14 protein-coding genes are annotated in these 16,398 nt (G+C 53.1%); 11 read left to right on the top strand and 3 right to left on the bottom strand.

The annotated features are described in order from the left end of the window. Positions 1-2: 2 nt before the first annotated feature. A complete protein-coding gene (locus tag GOV85_RS20840; protein WP_245223326.1) occupies positions 3-809 on the bottom strand; it encodes an MBL fold metallo-hydrolase in 807 nt (268 codons plus the stop codon). A 722-nt stretch (positions 810-1,531) separates the two neighbouring features. On the opposite strand from GOV85_RS20840, the gene GOV85_RS20835 reads away from it, so the two are divergent. Beyond that, positions 1,532-2,260: an SDR family NAD(P)-dependent oxidoreductase gene (locus tag GOV85_RS20835; RefSeq protein ID WP_171181827.1), complete on the top strand. Its 729-nt coding sequence runs from the start codon at positions 1,532-1,534 to the stop codon at positions 2,258-2,260. Between the two features lie 48 nt (positions 2,261-2,308). Here the strand turns inward: GOV85_RS20835 and GOV85_RS20830 are convergent, their stop codons facing one another. Continuing rightward, complete coding sequence (locus tag GOV85_RS20830) at positions 2,309-3,064, bottom strand: N-acyl homoserine lactonase family protein (protein WP_171181825.1); 756 nt, start codon at positions 3,062-3,064, stop codon at positions 2,309-2,311. Between the two features lie 41 nt (positions 3,065-3,105). Here GOV85_RS20830 and GOV85_RS20825 point away from each other — a divergent pair, with 41 nt between their 5' ends. From GOV85_RS20825 to GOV85_RS20815, 3 genes are all read left to right on the top strand, one after another. Further along, on the top strand, positions 3,106-4,224 hold the full coding sequence (locus GOV85_RS20825) for a pyridoxal phosphate-dependent aminotransferase (RefSeq protein ID WP_171181823.1): 1,119 nt from the start codon (positions 3,106-3,108) through the stop codon (positions 4,222-4,224). A gap of 188 nt (positions 4,225-4,412) precedes the next feature. Next, on the top strand, positions 4,413-4,886 hold the full coding sequence (locus GOV85_RS20820) for a DUF427 domain-containing protein (RefSeq protein WP_171181821.1): 474 nt from the start codon (positions 4,413-4,415) through the stop codon (positions 4,884-4,886). A 6-nt stretch (positions 4,887-4,892) separates the two neighbouring features. After that, a complete protein-coding gene (locus GOV85_RS20815; RefSeq protein WP_171181820.1) occupies positions 4,893-6,212 on the top strand; it encodes an AarF/ABC1/UbiB kinase family protein in 1,320 nt (439 codons plus the stop codon). A gap of 174 nt (positions 6,213-6,386) precedes the next feature. Here the strand turns inward: GOV85_RS20815 and GOV85_RS20810 are convergent, their stop codons facing one another. Continuing rightward, positions 6,387-6,833, bottom strand: coding sequence for a thiol-disulfide oxidoreductase DCC family protein (locus GOV85_RS20810; protein ID WP_171181817.1), 447 nt, complete (start codon positions 6,831-6,833; stop codon positions 6,387-6,389). A 567-nt stretch (positions 6,834-7,400) separates the two neighbouring features. On the opposite strand from GOV85_RS20810, the gene GOV85_RS20805 reads away from it, so the two are divergent. From GOV85_RS20805 to GOV85_RS20775, 7 genes are all read left to right on the top strand, one after another. Beyond that, positions 7,401-8,912, top strand: a complete 1,512-nt coding sequence (locus GOV85_RS20805; RefSeq protein ID WP_371810608.1) for an FAD-binding domain-containing protein — start codon at positions 7,401-7,403, stop codon at positions 8,910-8,912. Continuing rightward, positions 8,909-9,049 carry a DUF2256 domain-containing protein gene (locus GOV85_RS21825; RefSeq protein WP_170575390.1) on the top strand — a complete coding sequence of 47 codons (141 nt, stop codon included), beginning with the start codon at positions 8,909-8,911 and terminating at the stop codon, positions 9,047-9,049. Before GOV85_RS20805 ends, GOV85_RS21825 begins: the two co-directional genes overlap by 4 nt. Beyond that, positions 8,989-10,290 carry an FAD-binding domain-containing protein gene (locus tag GOV85_RS20795; RefSeq protein WP_348540156.1) on the top strand — a complete coding sequence of 434 codons (1,302 nt, stop codon included), beginning with the start codon at positions 8,989-8,991 and terminating at the stop codon, positions 10,288-10,290. The genes GOV85_RS21825 and GOV85_RS20795 overlap by 61 nt, the downstream gene beginning before the upstream one ends. Positions 10,291-10,293: 3 nt before the next feature. Then, a complete protein-coding gene (locus GOV85_RS20790) occupies positions 10,294-11,787 on the top strand; it encodes a cryptochrome/photolyase family protein (RefSeq protein WP_171181811.1) in 1,494 nt (497 codons plus the stop codon). Positions 11,788-11,808: 21 nt separating this feature from the next. Continuing rightward, entirely contained in the window at positions 11,809-12,354 is a 546-nt protein-coding gene (locus tag GOV85_RS20785; protein ID WP_171181809.1) for a YdeI family protein, read from the top strand. 597 nt (positions 12,355-12,951) lie between these two features. Continuing rightward, the gene (locus tag GOV85_RS20780) at positions 12,952-14,841 is read left to right on the top strand and encodes an SLC13 family permease (RefSeq protein WP_171181807.1); all 1,890 of its coding nucleotides are present in this window, start codon (positions 12,952-12,954) and stop codon (positions 14,839-14,841) included. Positions 14,842-15,097: 256 nt separating this feature from the next. Continuing rightward, positions 15,098-16,003: a haloalkane dehalogenase gene (locus tag GOV85_RS20775; RefSeq protein ID WP_171181804.1), complete on the top strand. Its 906-nt coding sequence runs from the start codon at positions 15,098-15,100 to the stop codon at positions 16,001-16,003. The last annotated feature ends 395 nt before the right edge of the window (positions 16,004-16,398 follow it).

Here is a 16,398-nt window from a genome sequence, read left to right as displayed (position 1 = left end):
CTTTATGGCTCTCCAATGTACTTATAGGCAGACCCAGTCTTCTCGACCCGGCCGATTCCACCATTCGGCAGGTGGAAACCAATTGTTTTCATTTGCCCGTGGGAAATCTGATCCAGCAACGAATTCCGAGTTGCTGCGGCCGCCTGTGGATCCTGATCCGTCCCGCTGGGCCAGTCGGGGCGTTCAAAAGCTACGTGTGGATTTCCCAACGCGTCGCCGACAACCATCACGGATTCACTGCTGCTGCGAATTTCAAACGCCATGTGACCGGGCGTGTGTCCATAGCTTGCGCGCGCGGCGATACCGGGAAGGATCTCTTGCCCGTCGTCAAAGAACGCGACCTGATCCTCAATTGCTGCCATACGCCGCTTTGCGCCTACTGCGAACGCAGCGCGATCTTCTCCAATGGTATCCACTGTTGAGGGGTTCCACCAATAATCCCACTCATTACGGCCAAAGTGATGCGTAGCGTTCGGGAACAGAAGGTCGTCGAAATCATCCAAAACGCCCCAAATGTGATCCGGGTGCGCATGGGTGAAGATCACGTGCGAGATGTCTTCGGGCGACAGGTTGGTTGTTTCAAGAGCTTCCAGAAGCTTACCAGAAGTGGGCATGAAATCTGGCCCAGCTCCCACATCGAACAGCACCGTGTTTTGATCATCTCGATAAAGCGCCACGTTGCACTCTGGCTCGTATTTGGTCGCGTCCACCTTGTAGTTGTCCAAAAGCTGCCTGAGTTCTGCCTGCGGCATGGCGCCAAAGACCATATCCGGAGGCAAGGACAGGTACCCGTCTGATATGGTTGTCATGCGAGCCGAAGCACCGAGTTGTAACTCTGCCCTCACGAACCTGGATTGTACTCCAAGCGCTGCGATACAAGCGGCGCTACACAAGAATCTGCGTCGTGAAAATGCATCTCCATTCATACACAATCAATAAAATGAATGTTTTGATTTGTAAATGAGTAAAGATGCAGATGGATGGAATTCCGCCAAGCTATCTGCGGGCGGGGGCGATTTGCAGATCAGCTTTTGGTCTCTCCCTTAGGAGCTCACAAGCGAGATTGGATCGCGAATTGTTTTGGGCAATCGGTGCGAATTTCTTTGGGCTGCTGCGCGTAAAATTTCTAAATGATTTTGAGAAGCGACGCGAACACCTACGCGGCATCCTACACGCTTGTGGGTTTGCACATAACATTTCGTGCACCGCAAAAATTTGCGTAGTTTGTCCATAGTTTTGCGCTGCGTGATTGTGTGCATTAGCGGTGAATTGAATCAGTTTTGGCGTAGTCGTTGCGGTTATGGTCCTGTGCGTTGCTCGATGCCGCAAAGGGCCTCCTTAAGGAACCTTGGATTCTCGCGAAGGTCTGCGATGCGTAGAAAGCGGACTTTGCGAAGTCTAGCTTGAGCCCAAAACGGAAATGCACTGAATTCAAGTACAATTGACTTTTGCGGCTTTCGGATAAAAGGGTTGTGAGTTTCCTTCTTTAATTCGAAGTACCCAAAATCATGCCAATGTGGGAGTGCTGACTATGAAAACAGCGGTTGTGACCGGCGCTGCAGGAGGGATGGGTCAGGCCATCTGCCGCCAACTGCGGGCAGATGGGTTCCACGTGTTTGGACTGGACCTCAACGAGGAGGGCCTAGGTGAAATGGCAGCGGAGTTAGGTTCGGATTTCACGCCTATCTGCGTTGACTTAACGGATCCCATTGCTATCGCTCATACGTTTGATGGAATTAGGTCAGAGTATGGCGGTCTAGATGCTTTGGTAAACAACGCGGGCACCTGCTTCATGTCTGACTTCCCGCACATTCTGCCCGAAGAACTCGAACAGCAGATGGCAATCAACTTTAACTCTGCATTCAATTGTTGCCAGCAGGCGGTTCAGTTGATGTTGGAACGCGAAGGCGTCAAGAAGATTGTAAACATCTCATCGAATGGAGCTTACAATTTCGATGTGTTCGACCCTCCCCATTACCGGGCGTCAAAGGCTGCGATGGATACCCTAACGAAAGACCTCGCCCGTCGATATGCACATGAAAAAATCTGCGTAAATTCGCTGGCTCCTGCCATGACTGAGACACCGTTGTTCAATGTCTTAACCAAGGACGTCTTGGAGAAAGCCGTTAGTGCCATGCCGCATGGTCGCGCGATGCTACCTGAGCAAATCGCCTCTTGGGTTGGTTTTCTCATTTCGCCGGCTGGTGACGTTTCCAGTGGAAATGTGATTGTTCTGAACCAAGGGCGCGACGTCAGATAACTCTGAGGTGCGACATCACTTTTTGGGAAAATGGTCCACAGCTTGGGATCAACGGTAGACTTCTGGAGCTTTCTTCAGAACGGGCCACTGCTTTGGACAATGCCCGTAAATTACAAATGCATCTCGCTCGGATGCCAGACGCATCAACCTGTCTGCGCTGGCAATCGCTGAATCCTCGTCCCAAGACCCGGCAAACTTCTCGTCGATTTCTGTTGGTCGGGAAATCGCATCACTGGTTAGTAAAACCGTCCCTGACGGAAGATCGACCATTACCGCGATCTGGCCAGGCGCATGACCGGGTGCCATCAAAACGAAGATACCTGGCGCAATCTCTACGTCGTCATCAACAACCAGGTAATCCTGATCGGGCCATTCCAAAGGCCGCATATCGCCCCAGTACAACGGGCGGGGTAAGGCTCGCTCCGCAGCAGAGATAAGAATTGGACTGCTTGGAAAGTCGCCCAAAGCGCCGATGTGGTCGATGTGGGTGTGCGTACAAATCTGTAGTGTAATGTCTGACGGAGTAAGCCCGAGTTTTGCCAGTTGTGCGCTTGGCAGGTTGTCTGGTTCACACTTCAAGACCTCGCCGAACTCGTACAATCGATCTTCTTTGACTGCGGCGTCGGTATCGGTCGCGTATTTTTCGGGAAATCCAGTGTCGATGAGTATAGCTTCTCCCAAATCTGTCCGAACGAGAAACCCGCAGATCCCTATGATACGGCCAGTGGAATGGACCTTGAACAGACCGTAGTCCAAAACTGCTAGGTCAATCGGTCGCCCTTTGACAAATCCCTTTGCTTGCACAGACTCTCTCCCGGATTAACTAAAAGGATTTTGAGTAGAGCATGAAAGTCAAGATACACACACTTTTTCAATACCTACTGGATACCACAGAAGCGGATCCAGATGCCTTCATTGGGTTTTCCTTGTCCGCGTCGCCGCTTTTGGGTGAGTTCATGGATGCGCTGGATCCAGCGCTGCCGTTGGATTGGAACCAAAAGAGCTTTCGGGGTCTGCCTGCTTTACGACGACATGTCTTGGACCGCGCTGGCTTGTCTGATGTTTGCAAGCCAGACGACGTCCTGATCACCGCTGGCGCAGCAGAAGCCAATTATCTTGCATTCATGCAATTGGTCCAACCGGGCGACGAAGTCGTAACGGAACGCCCGGGCTGGCCACAAGCGGGCGTATTGGCAGAGGCAGTTGGCGCGACGCTAAAAGTTGTCGACCGAGAAGAAAGCTCTGGTTGGGTATTGCCGCTAGACGAAGTTGAGTCCGCAGTAACAGCGCGCACGCGGCTCATCTTTATAACCAACCCCAATAACCCCACCGGGCAGTTGATGACACAAGCAGAGCTGGAAAGGCTTGTCCAAATTGCAGATCGCGTCGGCGCTTGGCTGGTTGTTGACGAGGTTTACGCGGGATTGGAGTGGGACGGGTCTCGCGCCCCTTCGATCGCCGGTTTGTATCCTAGGGGTATCACGACGGGCAGCGTTTCCAAGGCATTGGGTCTTCAAGGGCTGCGCACCGGCTGGATGATATGCCGTGATCCTGATCTGATTTGGGACGCTATTGTTCTGCGGGAAAACTCTAGCGAGATTATGAATATTCTCGGCGAAGTTATTGCCGAAATTGCCCTGCGGCCTGACCGATACAATCAGGCTATTAAAACTGCGCGGGCAGCAGGGATTGAGACACTGGAAAGCCTTGATCGGTATGTTGCCGATCAGCCCCGCCTGAATTGGGTCAAACCTCAGGCTGGATTGATTGGATTGGCACGGCTCGACGGGATTGATGGCGATGTTTTTGCCAAACGCTTGCTCGCCGATCCCTATCGGACATTTCTTTTGCCGGGCTCGTCTTACGGGATGCAAAACCACATCCGACTGGGTGTGGGGGGAGGGGCTGCTGCCAACCTTGACCTTGGCCTAGAGCGCATGGGCGAACTGTTGGCGAACTGGTAGACATAAGACACACATTTCGGTTTCTCGGTCTGCAACGCCGGTCAAAAAATGCCGTCCGCTCAAAGCTGATACTAAGCTCAATTGTGGTGCAAGTTCACCCGCCATGTGCTGACAGCTTTTCTGCTAGAATAGCGTTGGTCGCGCGCTAGTTCGAAGATGGAACAACCGATTCATAACCAAGGTTCGAAATGACAGGTTGGACAACTGAAAACGTCCAAGACTATCCGCGACCACCTGCGCTACGGGCTGTACCCCATCGGATGCGGATCGAACTCGGCGGTCAAACCATCGTGGAGACCGATCAGGCGTTTCAGGTTCTCGAAACCCATCACGCCCCTACGTATTATATCCCGCCGCAAGACATTGATGCCGTTCTGACAAAGACCTCGGGTAAATCGTACTGCGAGTGGAAGGGTGTTGCGAGCTACTGGGACGTTCAGAGCGGGGCGGCCGCGGCAAAGAAAGCTGCGTGGAGTTATGCTGCACCAACCACCAGATTTGAACAGATTAAGGGCTATCTCGCCTTTTACGCCGGACTTATGGACGCTTGTTTTGTTGGTGAGTACCGGGTGATCCCGCAACCCGGGGACTTCTATGGAGGCTGGGTCACCGAAAACTTGAAGGGTCGCATCAAAGGTGCTCCGGGAACGGAATTTTGGTGAGTATTGATGACCGACCCTAAAACCTCGCCTTCCCCTTTGGCTGTTCCTACAAGCCGTTTGGTCCGTGTTGCCGGTTTGAGCGGCATGACGGCAGGCATTGCGGGGAACGTGGCAGTCCGCGCGCTAAGAGAGATCGGTCGCGGTGCGCGACCCGATATGCGTGGTTTGCTGATGACACCCGGCAACGTGACACGCGTTGCGGATCAGCTTGCGCGTATGCGTGGGGCCGCGATGAAGGTGGGTCAGTTGATTTCGATGGATGCAGGTGAGGTCTTGCCGTCTGAACTGGCTGACATCATGGCGCGACTGCGAGATCAGGCGCATTTCATGCCGCCGAAACAATTGCGTGACGTCCTGAACCGAGCCTGGGGTCCAGATTGGCGAAAATCCTTCCAAGCCTTCGATGTAAGGCCCATGGCGGCAGCGAGTATCGGGCAAGTACATCGTGCGACATTGAAAGACGGGCGCGATGTGGCGATCAAAGTGCAGTATCCGGGAATAGCTCGTAGTATCGACAGCGATGTGGCCAATGTCGCGACTCTGGTTCGCATGTCAGGTTTGCTTCCCAAGAGCTTTGATCTGGATCCGTATATCCAAGAGGCGCGAAGTCAACTGCATGAAGAAACCGATTATGAACGCGAGGGACAGCACCTGCGCCACTTTGCTGACCTCTTGCAGAATGATGAAGCGTTTGAAATCCCGGAGTTCTATCCAGATTGGAGTACGCCAGAAGTTCTAACGATGTCCTTTCTGGAAGGTCGCCCTATCGAAGCCGTGGGTGATGCGACCAGCGAGGACCGCAATCGAGTCTCAGAAGCCTTGGTCCAGCTCACGCTGCGCGAGGTTTTCGAGTTCGGGATCATGCAAAGCGATCCGAATTTTGCCAACTACCGATACAACCCATCCAATGGAAAAATCAGTCTCTTGGATTTTGGCGCGGCACGCGCACTGCAACCATCTGCAATAGATGGATATGTGGATCTGTTGCGCGCCGGTTTGCTTGAAGACGGTGCGGCGCTTCGTAAGGCTGCTATACAACTGAAGCTTATTGAAGGTGATGGCCCATTTGACGACCGAATCCTTGGAATGATCCGCAGCGTTTTTGACGCAATCCTATCCGAGAATGAATTTGATTTTTCTGATCGAACGCTCTCCAACCACCTGAACAAAGAAAGTATGGCCCTGGCCGCGGCCGGGTATATCCCGCCCCAGCTGCCAATGGACATTCTTTACCTTCAGCGAAAGATTGGGGGTATGTTCTTATTAGCCACGCGATTAAACGCCTCGCTTCCCGTGAAGACGCTTCTTGAAAAGTACGTCATCTGAACGACCACAATTTACTCCAAACCAGCAAGCCGAACAATTACAAACCAGTGTCACCGATATGCGCGACCAACCCAAAACAATGCGCAAGTGCGATGCGAATGTTGCCAGGCTCGGGTTCGAGAACCCCTTTGACGAACCAAACCCGGCTTTAGAAATGACCATCGTGTAAGTTGATCACGTCGACGAACCCGTCCTGTTAACCGGCTCCGCTCCGACCCGATACGCGATCCTCGAAAACGTCGGCCTTAGGGGCAGGAAAATCCGGTATGCAAGCTCTAGCAGAGGCGTTACCCCCGGAATGCTTGCCACACGTGCTAGCCAACGCCATTTGGGTAAAGTGCCCCAGAGTTCCGTGAACCCGCGCGCACCGGATACAAGTTCTCCATCTGGTCGACGCACAGTGAATCGATCCATTGCTTCTTGCCGCGTTAGATTTGCATCAATAAGAGCATTGGATTTTGAAACGTCAACGAACCGCACACGTTCAGCGCCCTCGCAAGAAGCATAGTGCCTGATCTCAACGGAGCAAAGTGGGCAAGATCCGTCGTAGTACACCGTAGTAAGAGATTGACCGGCATCATCAGATGTGAGCGCAACCTCATCATTATCCGAATTGTACATTTTGTTTGGCCTTGTCTCTTGGGTTTCGCCCATACGTTCGCAAGAGCTAGCGCAAAAACCGAAGAAACGAGGGGTCACCAGCTGCACTCAGGTGCGTTATGAAGCCGCAACTAAGGATGCTGTCAGCCAAACTTAACGCTTTGGACGCGCAAACAAGATGGTTCTGTTTGAATATTGCTTTCTCTCGTTTGCAGTGATCTGGGGGTGAATGGTTTGGGGTGCACTGCCAAGAATGCCGACGCTGCTTTGCAGCGTAAAGTTCGTCGGGGTGGTCTCTTTAACGTGTGCTCAGAAATCAGACGTTCGAACAAAGTAGAGTTTGGCTAACCCGTTTCTTTGCTTGGTGTTTTAGAGCTCGGAGCCGTCACTATTCGATTTCACGTTTGCCTAGGTCCCGTACTCCTGGCCAAGCTCTCATCAGTGAGTTCGCGGCAACTTCCGACCTTCAAGTGCCTAAGGCCAATTGCGTCTGTGCAAATGCCACGTCAACAGCGAAATGCGGAGGAGATTGGAACAAAGATCCATTGTTTGCGGCCATGCGTACAATATTTGAAAAACGGAGGTATCGTGCAGGTCGTTTGGTTCAAACGGGATTTACGGGTAAATGATCACCCGGCACTGGCGCAAGCGTCCGAGGTCGGAACAGTTCTACCACTCTATGTGGTTGAGCCTGAGCTTTGGCAGCAACCCGACGCGTCAACACGGCATTGGAACTTTGTTGCTGAGACAATCGCGGGACTGCGAAAAGACCTTGGGGAACTTGGCCAGCCTCTTGTTGTGCGCACCGGGCAAATTGTGTCGGTCCTATCCGAGTTGAAGGATCGTGGTCTAGTCGACGTACTTTGGTCACACGAGGAAACAGGAAATAACTGGACGTATCAGCGGGACCGTCAGGTCGCGGCATGGTGCAGGGATCATGGTGTGCAGTGGCACGAAGTGCAGAACCACGGCGTTTTTCGCAGGCTCAAGTCTCGCGACGGCTGGGCGGAAGGTTGGGACAAGTTTATGGCATTGCCCGTTTCGTCACCAGTTGCGCTAGAGCCTATCGACATAGAACCGGGGTATATTCCCACGGCGCGCGATCTCGGCTTGCGGGATGATCTGTGCGTTGGTCGTCAGGTCGGGGGACGAGCTGCGGGTTTGGAACGGCTGAACAGTTTTCTGACCCGCCGTGGCAAAAGATACCAACGCCAAATGTCCAGCCCCTTGGCGGGGGCCGTCGCGTGTTCGCGGCTGTCGCCCCACTTGGCTTGGGGCGCGCTTTCGATGCGCGAGGTATCGCAAGCGACTGAAAGGCAAAGACGCAGATTGCCGCCGCAAGCAAAGGACTGGCGCAAATCGCTTCGCTCGTTCTCGGGCCGATTGCATTGGCATTGCCATTTCATTCAGAAACTCGAGGATGAGCCTCGAATTGAGTTTGAAAATCTGCATCGGCTCTACGACGGGCTTCGACCAAAAGCGCCAGATGGCGCGCTTTTGGCTGCTTGGTCCAAAGGCGAAACGGGATATCCGTTTTTGGACGCATGCATGCGGTCGTTGCAAGCAACGGGGTGGCTCAATTTTCGGATGCGCGCAATGGTGATGGCGACTGCGAGCTATCATCTTTGGCTGGATTGGAGAGCCCCTGGTCAGCATTTGGCGCGCATGTTTACCGACTATGAGCCGGGCATTCACTGGAACCAGGTGCAAATGCAATCAGGCACCACCGGCATCAATACCGTGCGCATCTATAATCCAGTTAAGCAGGGATATGATCAGGATCCAGAAGGGGTGTTCATTCGGACATGGGTGCCGGAACTGGCCGATATTTCGGATCGGCACATCCACGAACCCTGGAAAGCCCCGGACGGGAAACACGTCATCGGAGCGCATTATCCAGAGCGTATTTTTGACCATCTCGCAGCAGCCAAAGCCGCGCGCGAGCGGGTGTGGGGCGTCCGCCGGAGTGCGGTGTTTCGCTCGGAAGCGCGCGACATCGCGACAAAACACGCGAGCCGAAAGACCAGACGGACTGCGCGCAAAGATGCGCGGTCGTCTCAAGATCAAGAGCAACTCGGCCTGCCTTTGGGGGACAAATGATGAGGATGCGGAAGAAAGCCGATTTGCCCCAGAAAATCTGCCCGGTCTGCCAGCGCCCTTTCACCTGGCGCAAGAAATGGGAAAACGTTTGGGATCAAGTGAAATACTGCTCGAAGAAATGCAGGTCGGCCGCATGACCGAGATTTTTCCCGAACTTGCAGAAGCGAAAGAGACGTTCAGTTTCAAGCCCACACGAACCCATGGCCTTAAAAGGTTGAAGCAGTTCGTGGGACGCGCCGGTCGCCATTATGCGGGTAAGCGGAACTACGATTTTGGGACCGATCAGCGCAGCAATGTATCGGGTTTGTCACCTTGGCTGCGCCACCGTTTGATAACGGAACAAGAGCTACTGGCAACTGTACTAGCGTCCCGTAATTCCGACGCGGCGGAGAAGTTCGTACAAGAAGTGTTCTGGCGCACATACTTCAAGGGCTGGCTGGAACAGCGGCCCAGCGTCTGGGCACAGTATCAGCGGGATCTGTTGAACGCTTGTGAGAGGCTGGCAAATGATGCGGGTCTGGACAACCGTTTCAACGATGCAGTGAATGGCAATACCGGCATCGACTGTTTCGATCATTGGGCACGGGAACTGGTGACGACCGGCTACCTTCATAACCATGCGCGAATGTGGTTTGCATCCATCTGGATTTTTACACTCCGCATACCCTGGCAGCTTGGCGCGGATTTCTTTTTGCGGCATTTGCTGGATGGCGATCCCGCGTCGAACACGCTGAGTTGGCGATGGGTTGGCGGATTGCACACGAAAGGCAAAACCTACCTCGCGCGTCCGGACAATATTGCCAAATACACCGACGGACAGTTTCAACCAAAAGGCCTCGCCAAATTCGCGGAACCTCTGACCGAGACAGCAGAACACCCGTTCATTCCGCTTCTGATGCCGCAAAAGCCCCCAGAGGGCCCTTACCTTATGCTTTTGACCGAGGATGATCTGACAGGTGAATGCGTAATGCCGGCATCGCCTGCTGCCGCGATTGGACTTTTGGCGACGCATGGCCGGTCTCCGAACCCGATTGCAGGCGCCGTAACGGATTTTGCCGAAGGCGCGATGAACAGCGCCCTGGAACCTCACGGAAAGCGCCTGCAATCCGCCGAGGATTGGAGTGGTCCGTTGATCGAGGCAGCACGGAATGCCGGTGTCAAAACCATTGCGACAGCCTATGCGCCTGTCGGTCCCACTCGGTCACGATTGGATCGTGCGGAACCCCTATTGAGGGACGCTGGTCTGTCTTTGAACCGGATAATACGACCTTACGACGCTGTGACATGGACTCATGCAAAGGCCGGATTCTTTGGTCTTCGAAAGAAGATCCCGTCGATTCTGGGCCAATTGAACCTGGCCAGCCAATTAAGGCCATAGCCCGTGTCCACTGCCGCTCTTCTGCTTCCCAATCAATTGTTTGCGCAACACCCGGGTCTGGTCGCCCGCCCAGACACTGTTGTTCTTTTTGAAGACCCGCTGTTTTTTGGCGATGCGTGTTATCCGGCCAAGATGCACAAGCAAAAGCTGTGGTTGCACCGTGCCTCTATGGCGCGCTATCGCGATAGCTTGGTCGCCAGAGGATTTGATGCAGCGATTTGGCCCTTTGAGCGGCAATCGGGAGCATGCCTGCGCCTGTTTCAAAGTCTGCGTGACCGCAGTGTCAGCAGAATAGTCATGGCTGATCCGGTAGACTTCATTGCAGAAAAACGCTTACGGGCAGCGGCTGGCAAAACCAATATCACGCTCGATATCCTGCCATCGCCCGGCTTTTTGAACACTCAAGCCGACAATCTGGATTGGTCTGCCAGTCGCAAACGCTGGTTCATGGCAGAGTTCTACGAAAGCCAACGCCGCCGCTTGAATGTTTTGATGGACGGCGATCAACCAACTGGCGGACAATGGAGCTTTGACGAGGAAAACCGCAAAAAAGTGCCCAAGGCGCTGTTGGGCAGCCTGCCTTGGATCGATTGGCCCGCCCATGACGCCGTTGATGAAGCCGCAAAAGCAAGTGTTCTTGCTGAGTTTCCAGATGCACTGGGCAGCTTGGATAAGTTGTATTATCCGACATCGCACAAAGCTGCGTCCGATTGGCTGGCGCAGTTTCTGGAACGGCGGTTCAATCACTTTGGCGACTATGAAGATGCCATTGTTGAGGGCGAAAACTGGCTGTGGCATGCCGTTCTCACGCCTGCTTTGAACATTGGATTGCTGACACCAAGACAAGTTTTGGATGCTGCCTTGGCGCATGCGGATCGCAAGGGCATTCCCCTGAATTCAGTAGAAGGTTTCATCCGCCAGATCATTGGCTGGCGTGAGTTTATGCGCGCGACATATGAAAGCCTGGGTGTACCGATGCGTACGACAAATCATTGGGGTCATCACCGCGCCATACCCCGCGCATTCTACGACGGAACCACTGGCATTGATCCGCTAGACGACACAATCAAAAGGGTGCTTAGGACAGGGTATTGCCACCATATTGAACGTCTCATGGTTCTGGGCGGTTTCATGTTTCTGTGCGAGATTGATCCCAACGATGTCTATCGCTGGTTCATGGAAATGTTCGTCGACAGCTATGATTGGGTTATGGTTCCCAATGCCTACGCGATGAGCCAGCATGCCGATGGCGGGTTGATCACCACCAAGCCGTACTTTTCGGGTTCAAACTATGTTCGCAAAATGAGCCATTGGGGCAAGGGGCCCTGGGCCGATATATGGGACGGTCTATATTGGCGCTTTATCCTGAAACACAGCGATATACTGGCTGGCAATCCCCGCTGGGCGATGATGTGCCGTACGGCTGAGCGCATGTCGCCAGAGGTCAAAACCAAGCATGTATCGACGGCTGAAGCCTTTCTGGGACGGATGGAATGAGCATGAACTCTATAGTGGCGCATGACGGATATTGAGGTCGCATCCAGTGATCAGCTTTGGGACTGGCTAAGCACGCATTTTGCCCAGCGTGAGAGCGTCCGACTGATCACGTGGAAGGCCGCACATCCACAGAAATATGTCAGTCGGGACGAGGTGCTGGATGCGCTTATTGCGCATGGTTGGATTGATGGAAGACGATTTACAGTCGACAAAGACCGGACGGCGCAACTTATCAGCCCGCGAAAACAACAAGCGTGGTCTAAAAGTTACAAGGACAGAGCAGAGCGCCTCAGGCAAAACGGCTTAATGCACCCCGCGGGAGAGGCTTCTATACAAGCCAGTAAAGCGTTCGGGCTTTGGAATTTTTTTGACGACGTCGATGCCCTGATCGTTCCAGATGATTTATCAGTTGAATTGGACCTAGATAAATGGGAGCAATTGCCCCCGTCTTACCGACGCAACGTCCTGCGGTGGATTAAGGTCGCAAAGAACCCAACAACGCGCCAAAGGCGGATCAATAAGACGGTCGCAACCACGCACGCTGGTGAAAGAATGCAGCAAATGTAGCGCCGTCAGGTCTGTTCTGGGTTCCCAATCGGAGCTTGAGCTTTCGTATCGAAACGGAGCAATGCAGCCAAAATTATGGTTTAGATCAGCCGCCTCGGAAGTCGCCGTTTGCTTACGCAATGTACTTTCGTATTTGCAGAACCACAGTCCAAGTTCGAAGCCTACTCACCTGGAGGCTTGGCGGAGATGTCAATCATAGAAGTGGACCTTGGTCGCGATGATGCGTTCGTCGGCTTGCGTCATGTTTTCTGAGTCTTGGCAGCGTTTGTTCTAGCACCCGTTTTCGTGGCGGCTTTCACAAAGCCTACCCGATTTAGCAAGAAAATTGATTGAAAATGAATGATGACGACACGGCAAATTTATGTGTTTACAATCGAGCAATAGTGAAAGTTCATTTCGCATTGCGACGTCTAAGAGAGGCTTATGAGTTTGTCATCAGCGTCTCTTTTGGTTGGCGAAATCCAGGTTTCACCAGATACCACGTCCGAAAAAACGAGCTGCGTGAGCCGGCCTGATGGATTTTGGCCTTATCTGCTGCGCGGAGCTGGTCCTTCGTATTCACTGCTAGTCAGGTAATTTCAGGTTGGAGGGTACGACATGGAATTACCAACACTGACCTACGAAATGATAGCCGTACTGAGTCTATTGTCTTTTACGGTCTTTCTTTTTGTTACCGAGATTATACGGATCGATGTTGCAGCAATTCTTGTAATGGTACTGCTTGGCGCACTGAGCTATCTGCCGGGGCTAGGTAATCTAGCCGATATCTCCAAGCTCTTTGAAGGTTTTTCCTCGAACGCCGTGATGTCCATCATCGCAGTAATGGTAATTGGGGCTGGGCTTGATAAGACTGGACTGATGTCAAAGGTCGCGGCCTTGATCCTCAAGAATGGTGGCACGACTGAGGCTCGGATAATTCCCATAACATCAACAACGGTTGGTGTCATAAGCTCCTTCATGCAGAACGTTGGAGCTGCTGCGCTTTTTCTGCCTGTTGTTAGCCGCATCTCGGCACGTACGGAAATCCCGATGAGTAGGTTGCTGATGCCCATGGGGTTTTGCGCAATACTGGGTGGTACGATCACCTTAGTCGGGTCGTCGCCTCTTATCCTGTTGAATGACCTGATTGTATCGGCAAATTCATCCCTTCCGGCTGACCAACAAATGGAGACATTTGGGTTGTTTTCAGTCACGCCTATCGGTGTGATGCTGGTGCTGACGGGGGTGCTTTACTTTGTGCTTTTTGGTCGTTGGGTCCTTCCAGCGCAGCGGGAGCGTGGAGAAGACGCAAGCTCGGCTCGGTCCATGCAGACCTATGTCGAAAACACCTACGGGCTTAGGGCCGATATGTTCGAAATACGTGTCCCTGAAGGCTCGATCATCATCGGGCAAACGCTTGCGGATTTAATGGTCGCCCATAACATGTACATTCTTGGCACATCCTATCGCGGCCACAAGGTCATCGCGCCGATGGCTGATACCAAGATCGAAGCGCCAGCGCGGCTTGCAGTACTTGGCCTGCGCCGGGTGGTTGCGCAACAGTTCGCTGAGCCTTACGGCTTAGAGATACTTCCCCAACTAGATGTCTTTGCGGATGATTTCGCCGCGACCCAATCGGGCGTGGCTGAGGTTGTTATCCCGCCCGGTTCATCGGTTATTGGCCAAACTCCGATTGATCTGCGCCTGCGTCAGACACACGGTTTGTCTTTGTTAGCCATTCAGCGTGGTGAAGAAACACTGAGCCACGTTGAAACCGAAGATCATGCTGCAACGCATATCGGGCAAGTCCCTTTGCAGTCCGGTGATACGTGTGTGGTTCACGTGCAGTGGGACCGCCTGACACGGTTGAAGTCGGACAGGGATTTTGTCGTTGTAACTTCGGATTTTCCCCAGGAAGAGCTACGGCCACACAAGGTCGGATGGGCGCTCGCCTTCTTCCTAATAGCGTTAAGCTTAATTCTGTTCTCTGATCTGCGCTTGTCATTGTGCCTGTTGATCGGCGCTATTGGGATGGTATTGAGCCGGGTGCTCTCGATTGACGAAGCCTACGAGTCGATTAGTTGGAGTACAGTTTTTCTACTCGCTTCGCTGATCCCGTTGGGCCAGGCAGTTCAAAACACCGGCACAGCGGATTGGATTGCAGCGCATGTGTTGGCCCTCCTTCAAGGGTGGCCGATATGGTCGCTGCAAGCAGGAATCGCCGTTTTGGCAACGGCGTTTACGCTGGTCATGTCCAACGTAGGTGCAACTGTTCTGCTGGTGCCGCTAGCAGTTTCTATTGCCGTATCGGCGGGTGGTAACCCGGCTGTATTTGCTCTCACCGTGGCAATTTCAACGTCCAACTCGTTTTTGATCCCAACACACCAAGTGAACGCGTTGATCATGGGTCCAGCAGGCTACCGGGTGGTCGATTTCGTTCGCTCAGGTGGAATCATGACTCTCCTTTTCTTGGTTGTCTCAATGACCGGGCTTGCCCTTTTCTTCTGAGCCGCCTCTCGGCGGTCCGAACAGATCTGCTCTGCTTCAACTCAGGCGAACTCATAAATGAGGTTTTTGAGACCAAACTTTAGTGTTGGAGCAGAAGATACGAGACCTTCGCAATGAGTACGTTTGCTGCGATGGAGCGAAGAAAAGCGTCGAACTCATACAATCATGAAGTCGATATACGCGGGAACTGGACCGATTTTGTTTTATCGATCATTGTTACTTTGCCAAGACCGTCGACATTCTTGGAGAGTTCACTATGAAGTTCCTTCGTACACCGGGCCATCGGTTTGACGGGTTGCCAGATTTCACATTTGGCCCACACTATCTTGATGTGGATGATACCGAAGACGGTCGTCTCCGAATGCACTATTTGGACGAGGGGCCGACACAGGCACCGCCAGTATTGTTGATGCATGGAGAGCCAACCTGGTGCTTCTTGTATCGGCGCATGATTCCGTTATTCAAAGATGCGGGCCATCGAGTTCTGGCTCCTGATTTGATTGGGTTTGGACGGTCGGACAAGCCAACTGAGCGATCCGATTACACCTACCAACGCCACGTAGACTGGATGTCCGAGTGGTTGCGGAAAGTTGACCTGACGGGCATCACATTGGTTTGCCAGGACTGGGGCGGCCTCATAGGCTTGCGGTTGGTTGCGCGTATGCCCGAGCGGTTCTCACGTGTGGTTGTGGCGAACACGGCCTTGCCCACTGGTGACACACCCTTGGGCGAGGCATTTCTTTCATGGCGGGAATACTCACAATCTGTGCCTGAATTTAATTCGGGCCGGATCGTATTCGGCGGCACAACATCCAAGATTTCCGACGAAGAGGTTGCAGCCTACAACGCACCGTTCCCGGATTCACGCTATTTGGCAGGCGCTCGGCAGTTTCCAATGTTGGTGCCCGACAAACCCGACAACCCAGCTTCTGAAGCCAACCGAGCCGCATGGGAAACCCTCAAGACTCTGAACACTCCGTTTCTGACTGTTTTTGGAGAAGACGATAGGGTCATGGCAGGAGTAGACAAAATGTTCCAAAAGTCGATCCCTGGGGCATCTGGTCAAAATCATATCGTTGTGCCTAAAGCGGGGCATTTCATTCAAGAAGATGCTGGCACAGAGCTAGCACACGCGACCTTGAGATTCATTGAGCAAACCTAGCGGCTATCAGTTGCTGCAATCCGTCGGAATGGTCGCCTTTGAAAGATGTTCGACTTTGCAACAGTTCCCGTCCAAAAAGGCTGCTGCTGATGGTTCTTCTGAACCACGCCTTAGAGGTTCCTCTTCGAATAATTTGATAGGACAGGCTTGAACAGCGCAGCCAATCGCAGAAGCGATTTTATGTCTTCCCTTGCGGCCTCAACTCACACCAAATTTGCGGCGCATATGCTCAGCTAAGGCCGTTACGCGACGTGGTTGGGCTCGGCTAGGCGGGAACATCATTTGCAAAGGTTTCGGCGGCGGGAGGAAGTCGCGCAAGACAGAAACAAGTCTGCCAGATTGTGAACCGGCATGCAAAATTGACCCCTGTATTAGGGTAATCGGCGTCCAAAAGT

It is taken from the genome of Ruegeria sp. HKCCA4633 (assembly GCF_013034605.1).
Lineage (GTDB): Bacteria > Pseudomonadota > Alphaproteobacteria > Rhodobacterales > Rhodobacteraceae > Ruegeria.
The sequence above is the reverse complement of the archived record's forward strand: the minus strand, read 5'-3'. Positions and strand labels throughout refer to the sequence as shown.

Coding starts and splice junctions, on each gene's coding strand:
- GOV85_RS20810 (WP_171181817.1), bottom strand. CDS start 6,833: ATGTACAATTCGGATAATGATGAGGTTGCGCTCACATCTGATGATGCC.
- GOV85_RS20780 (WP_171181807.1), top strand. CDS start 12,952: ATGGAATTACCAACACTGACCTACGAAATGATAGCCGTACTGAGTCTA.
- GOV85_RS20825 (WP_171181823.1), top strand. CDS start 3,106: ATGAAAGTCAAGATACACACACTTTTTCAATACCTACTGGATACCACA.
- GOV85_RS20785 (WP_171181809.1), top strand. CDS start 11,809: ATGACGGATATTGAGGTCGCATCCAGTGATCAGCTTTGGGACTGGCTA.
- GOV85_RS20775 (WP_171181804.1), top strand. CDS start 15,098: ATGAAGTTCCTTCGTACACCGGGCCATCGGTTTGACGGGTTGCCAGAT.
- GOV85_RS20795 (WP_348540156.1), top strand. CDS start 8,989: ATGGGAAAACGTTTGGGATCAAGTGAAATACTGCTCGAAGAAATGCAG.
- GOV85_RS20835 (WP_171181827.1), top strand. CDS start 1,532: ATGAAAACAGCGGTTGTGACCGGCGCTGCAGGAGGGATGGGTCAGGCC.
- GOV85_RS20840 (WP_245223326.1), bottom strand. CDS start 809: ATGACAACCATATCAGACGGGTACCTGTCCTTGCCTCCGGATATGGTC.
- GOV85_RS21825 (WP_170575390.1), top strand. CDS start 8,909: ATGATGAGGATGCGGAAGAAAGCCGATTTGCCCCAGAAAATCTGCCCG.
- GOV85_RS20820 (WP_171181821.1), top strand. CDS start 4,413: ATGACAGGTTGGACAACTGAAAACGTCCAAGACTATCCGCGACCACCT.
- GOV85_RS20815 (WP_171181820.1), top strand. CDS start 4,893: ATGACCGACCCTAAAACCTCGCCTTCCCCTTTGGCTGTTCCTACAAGC.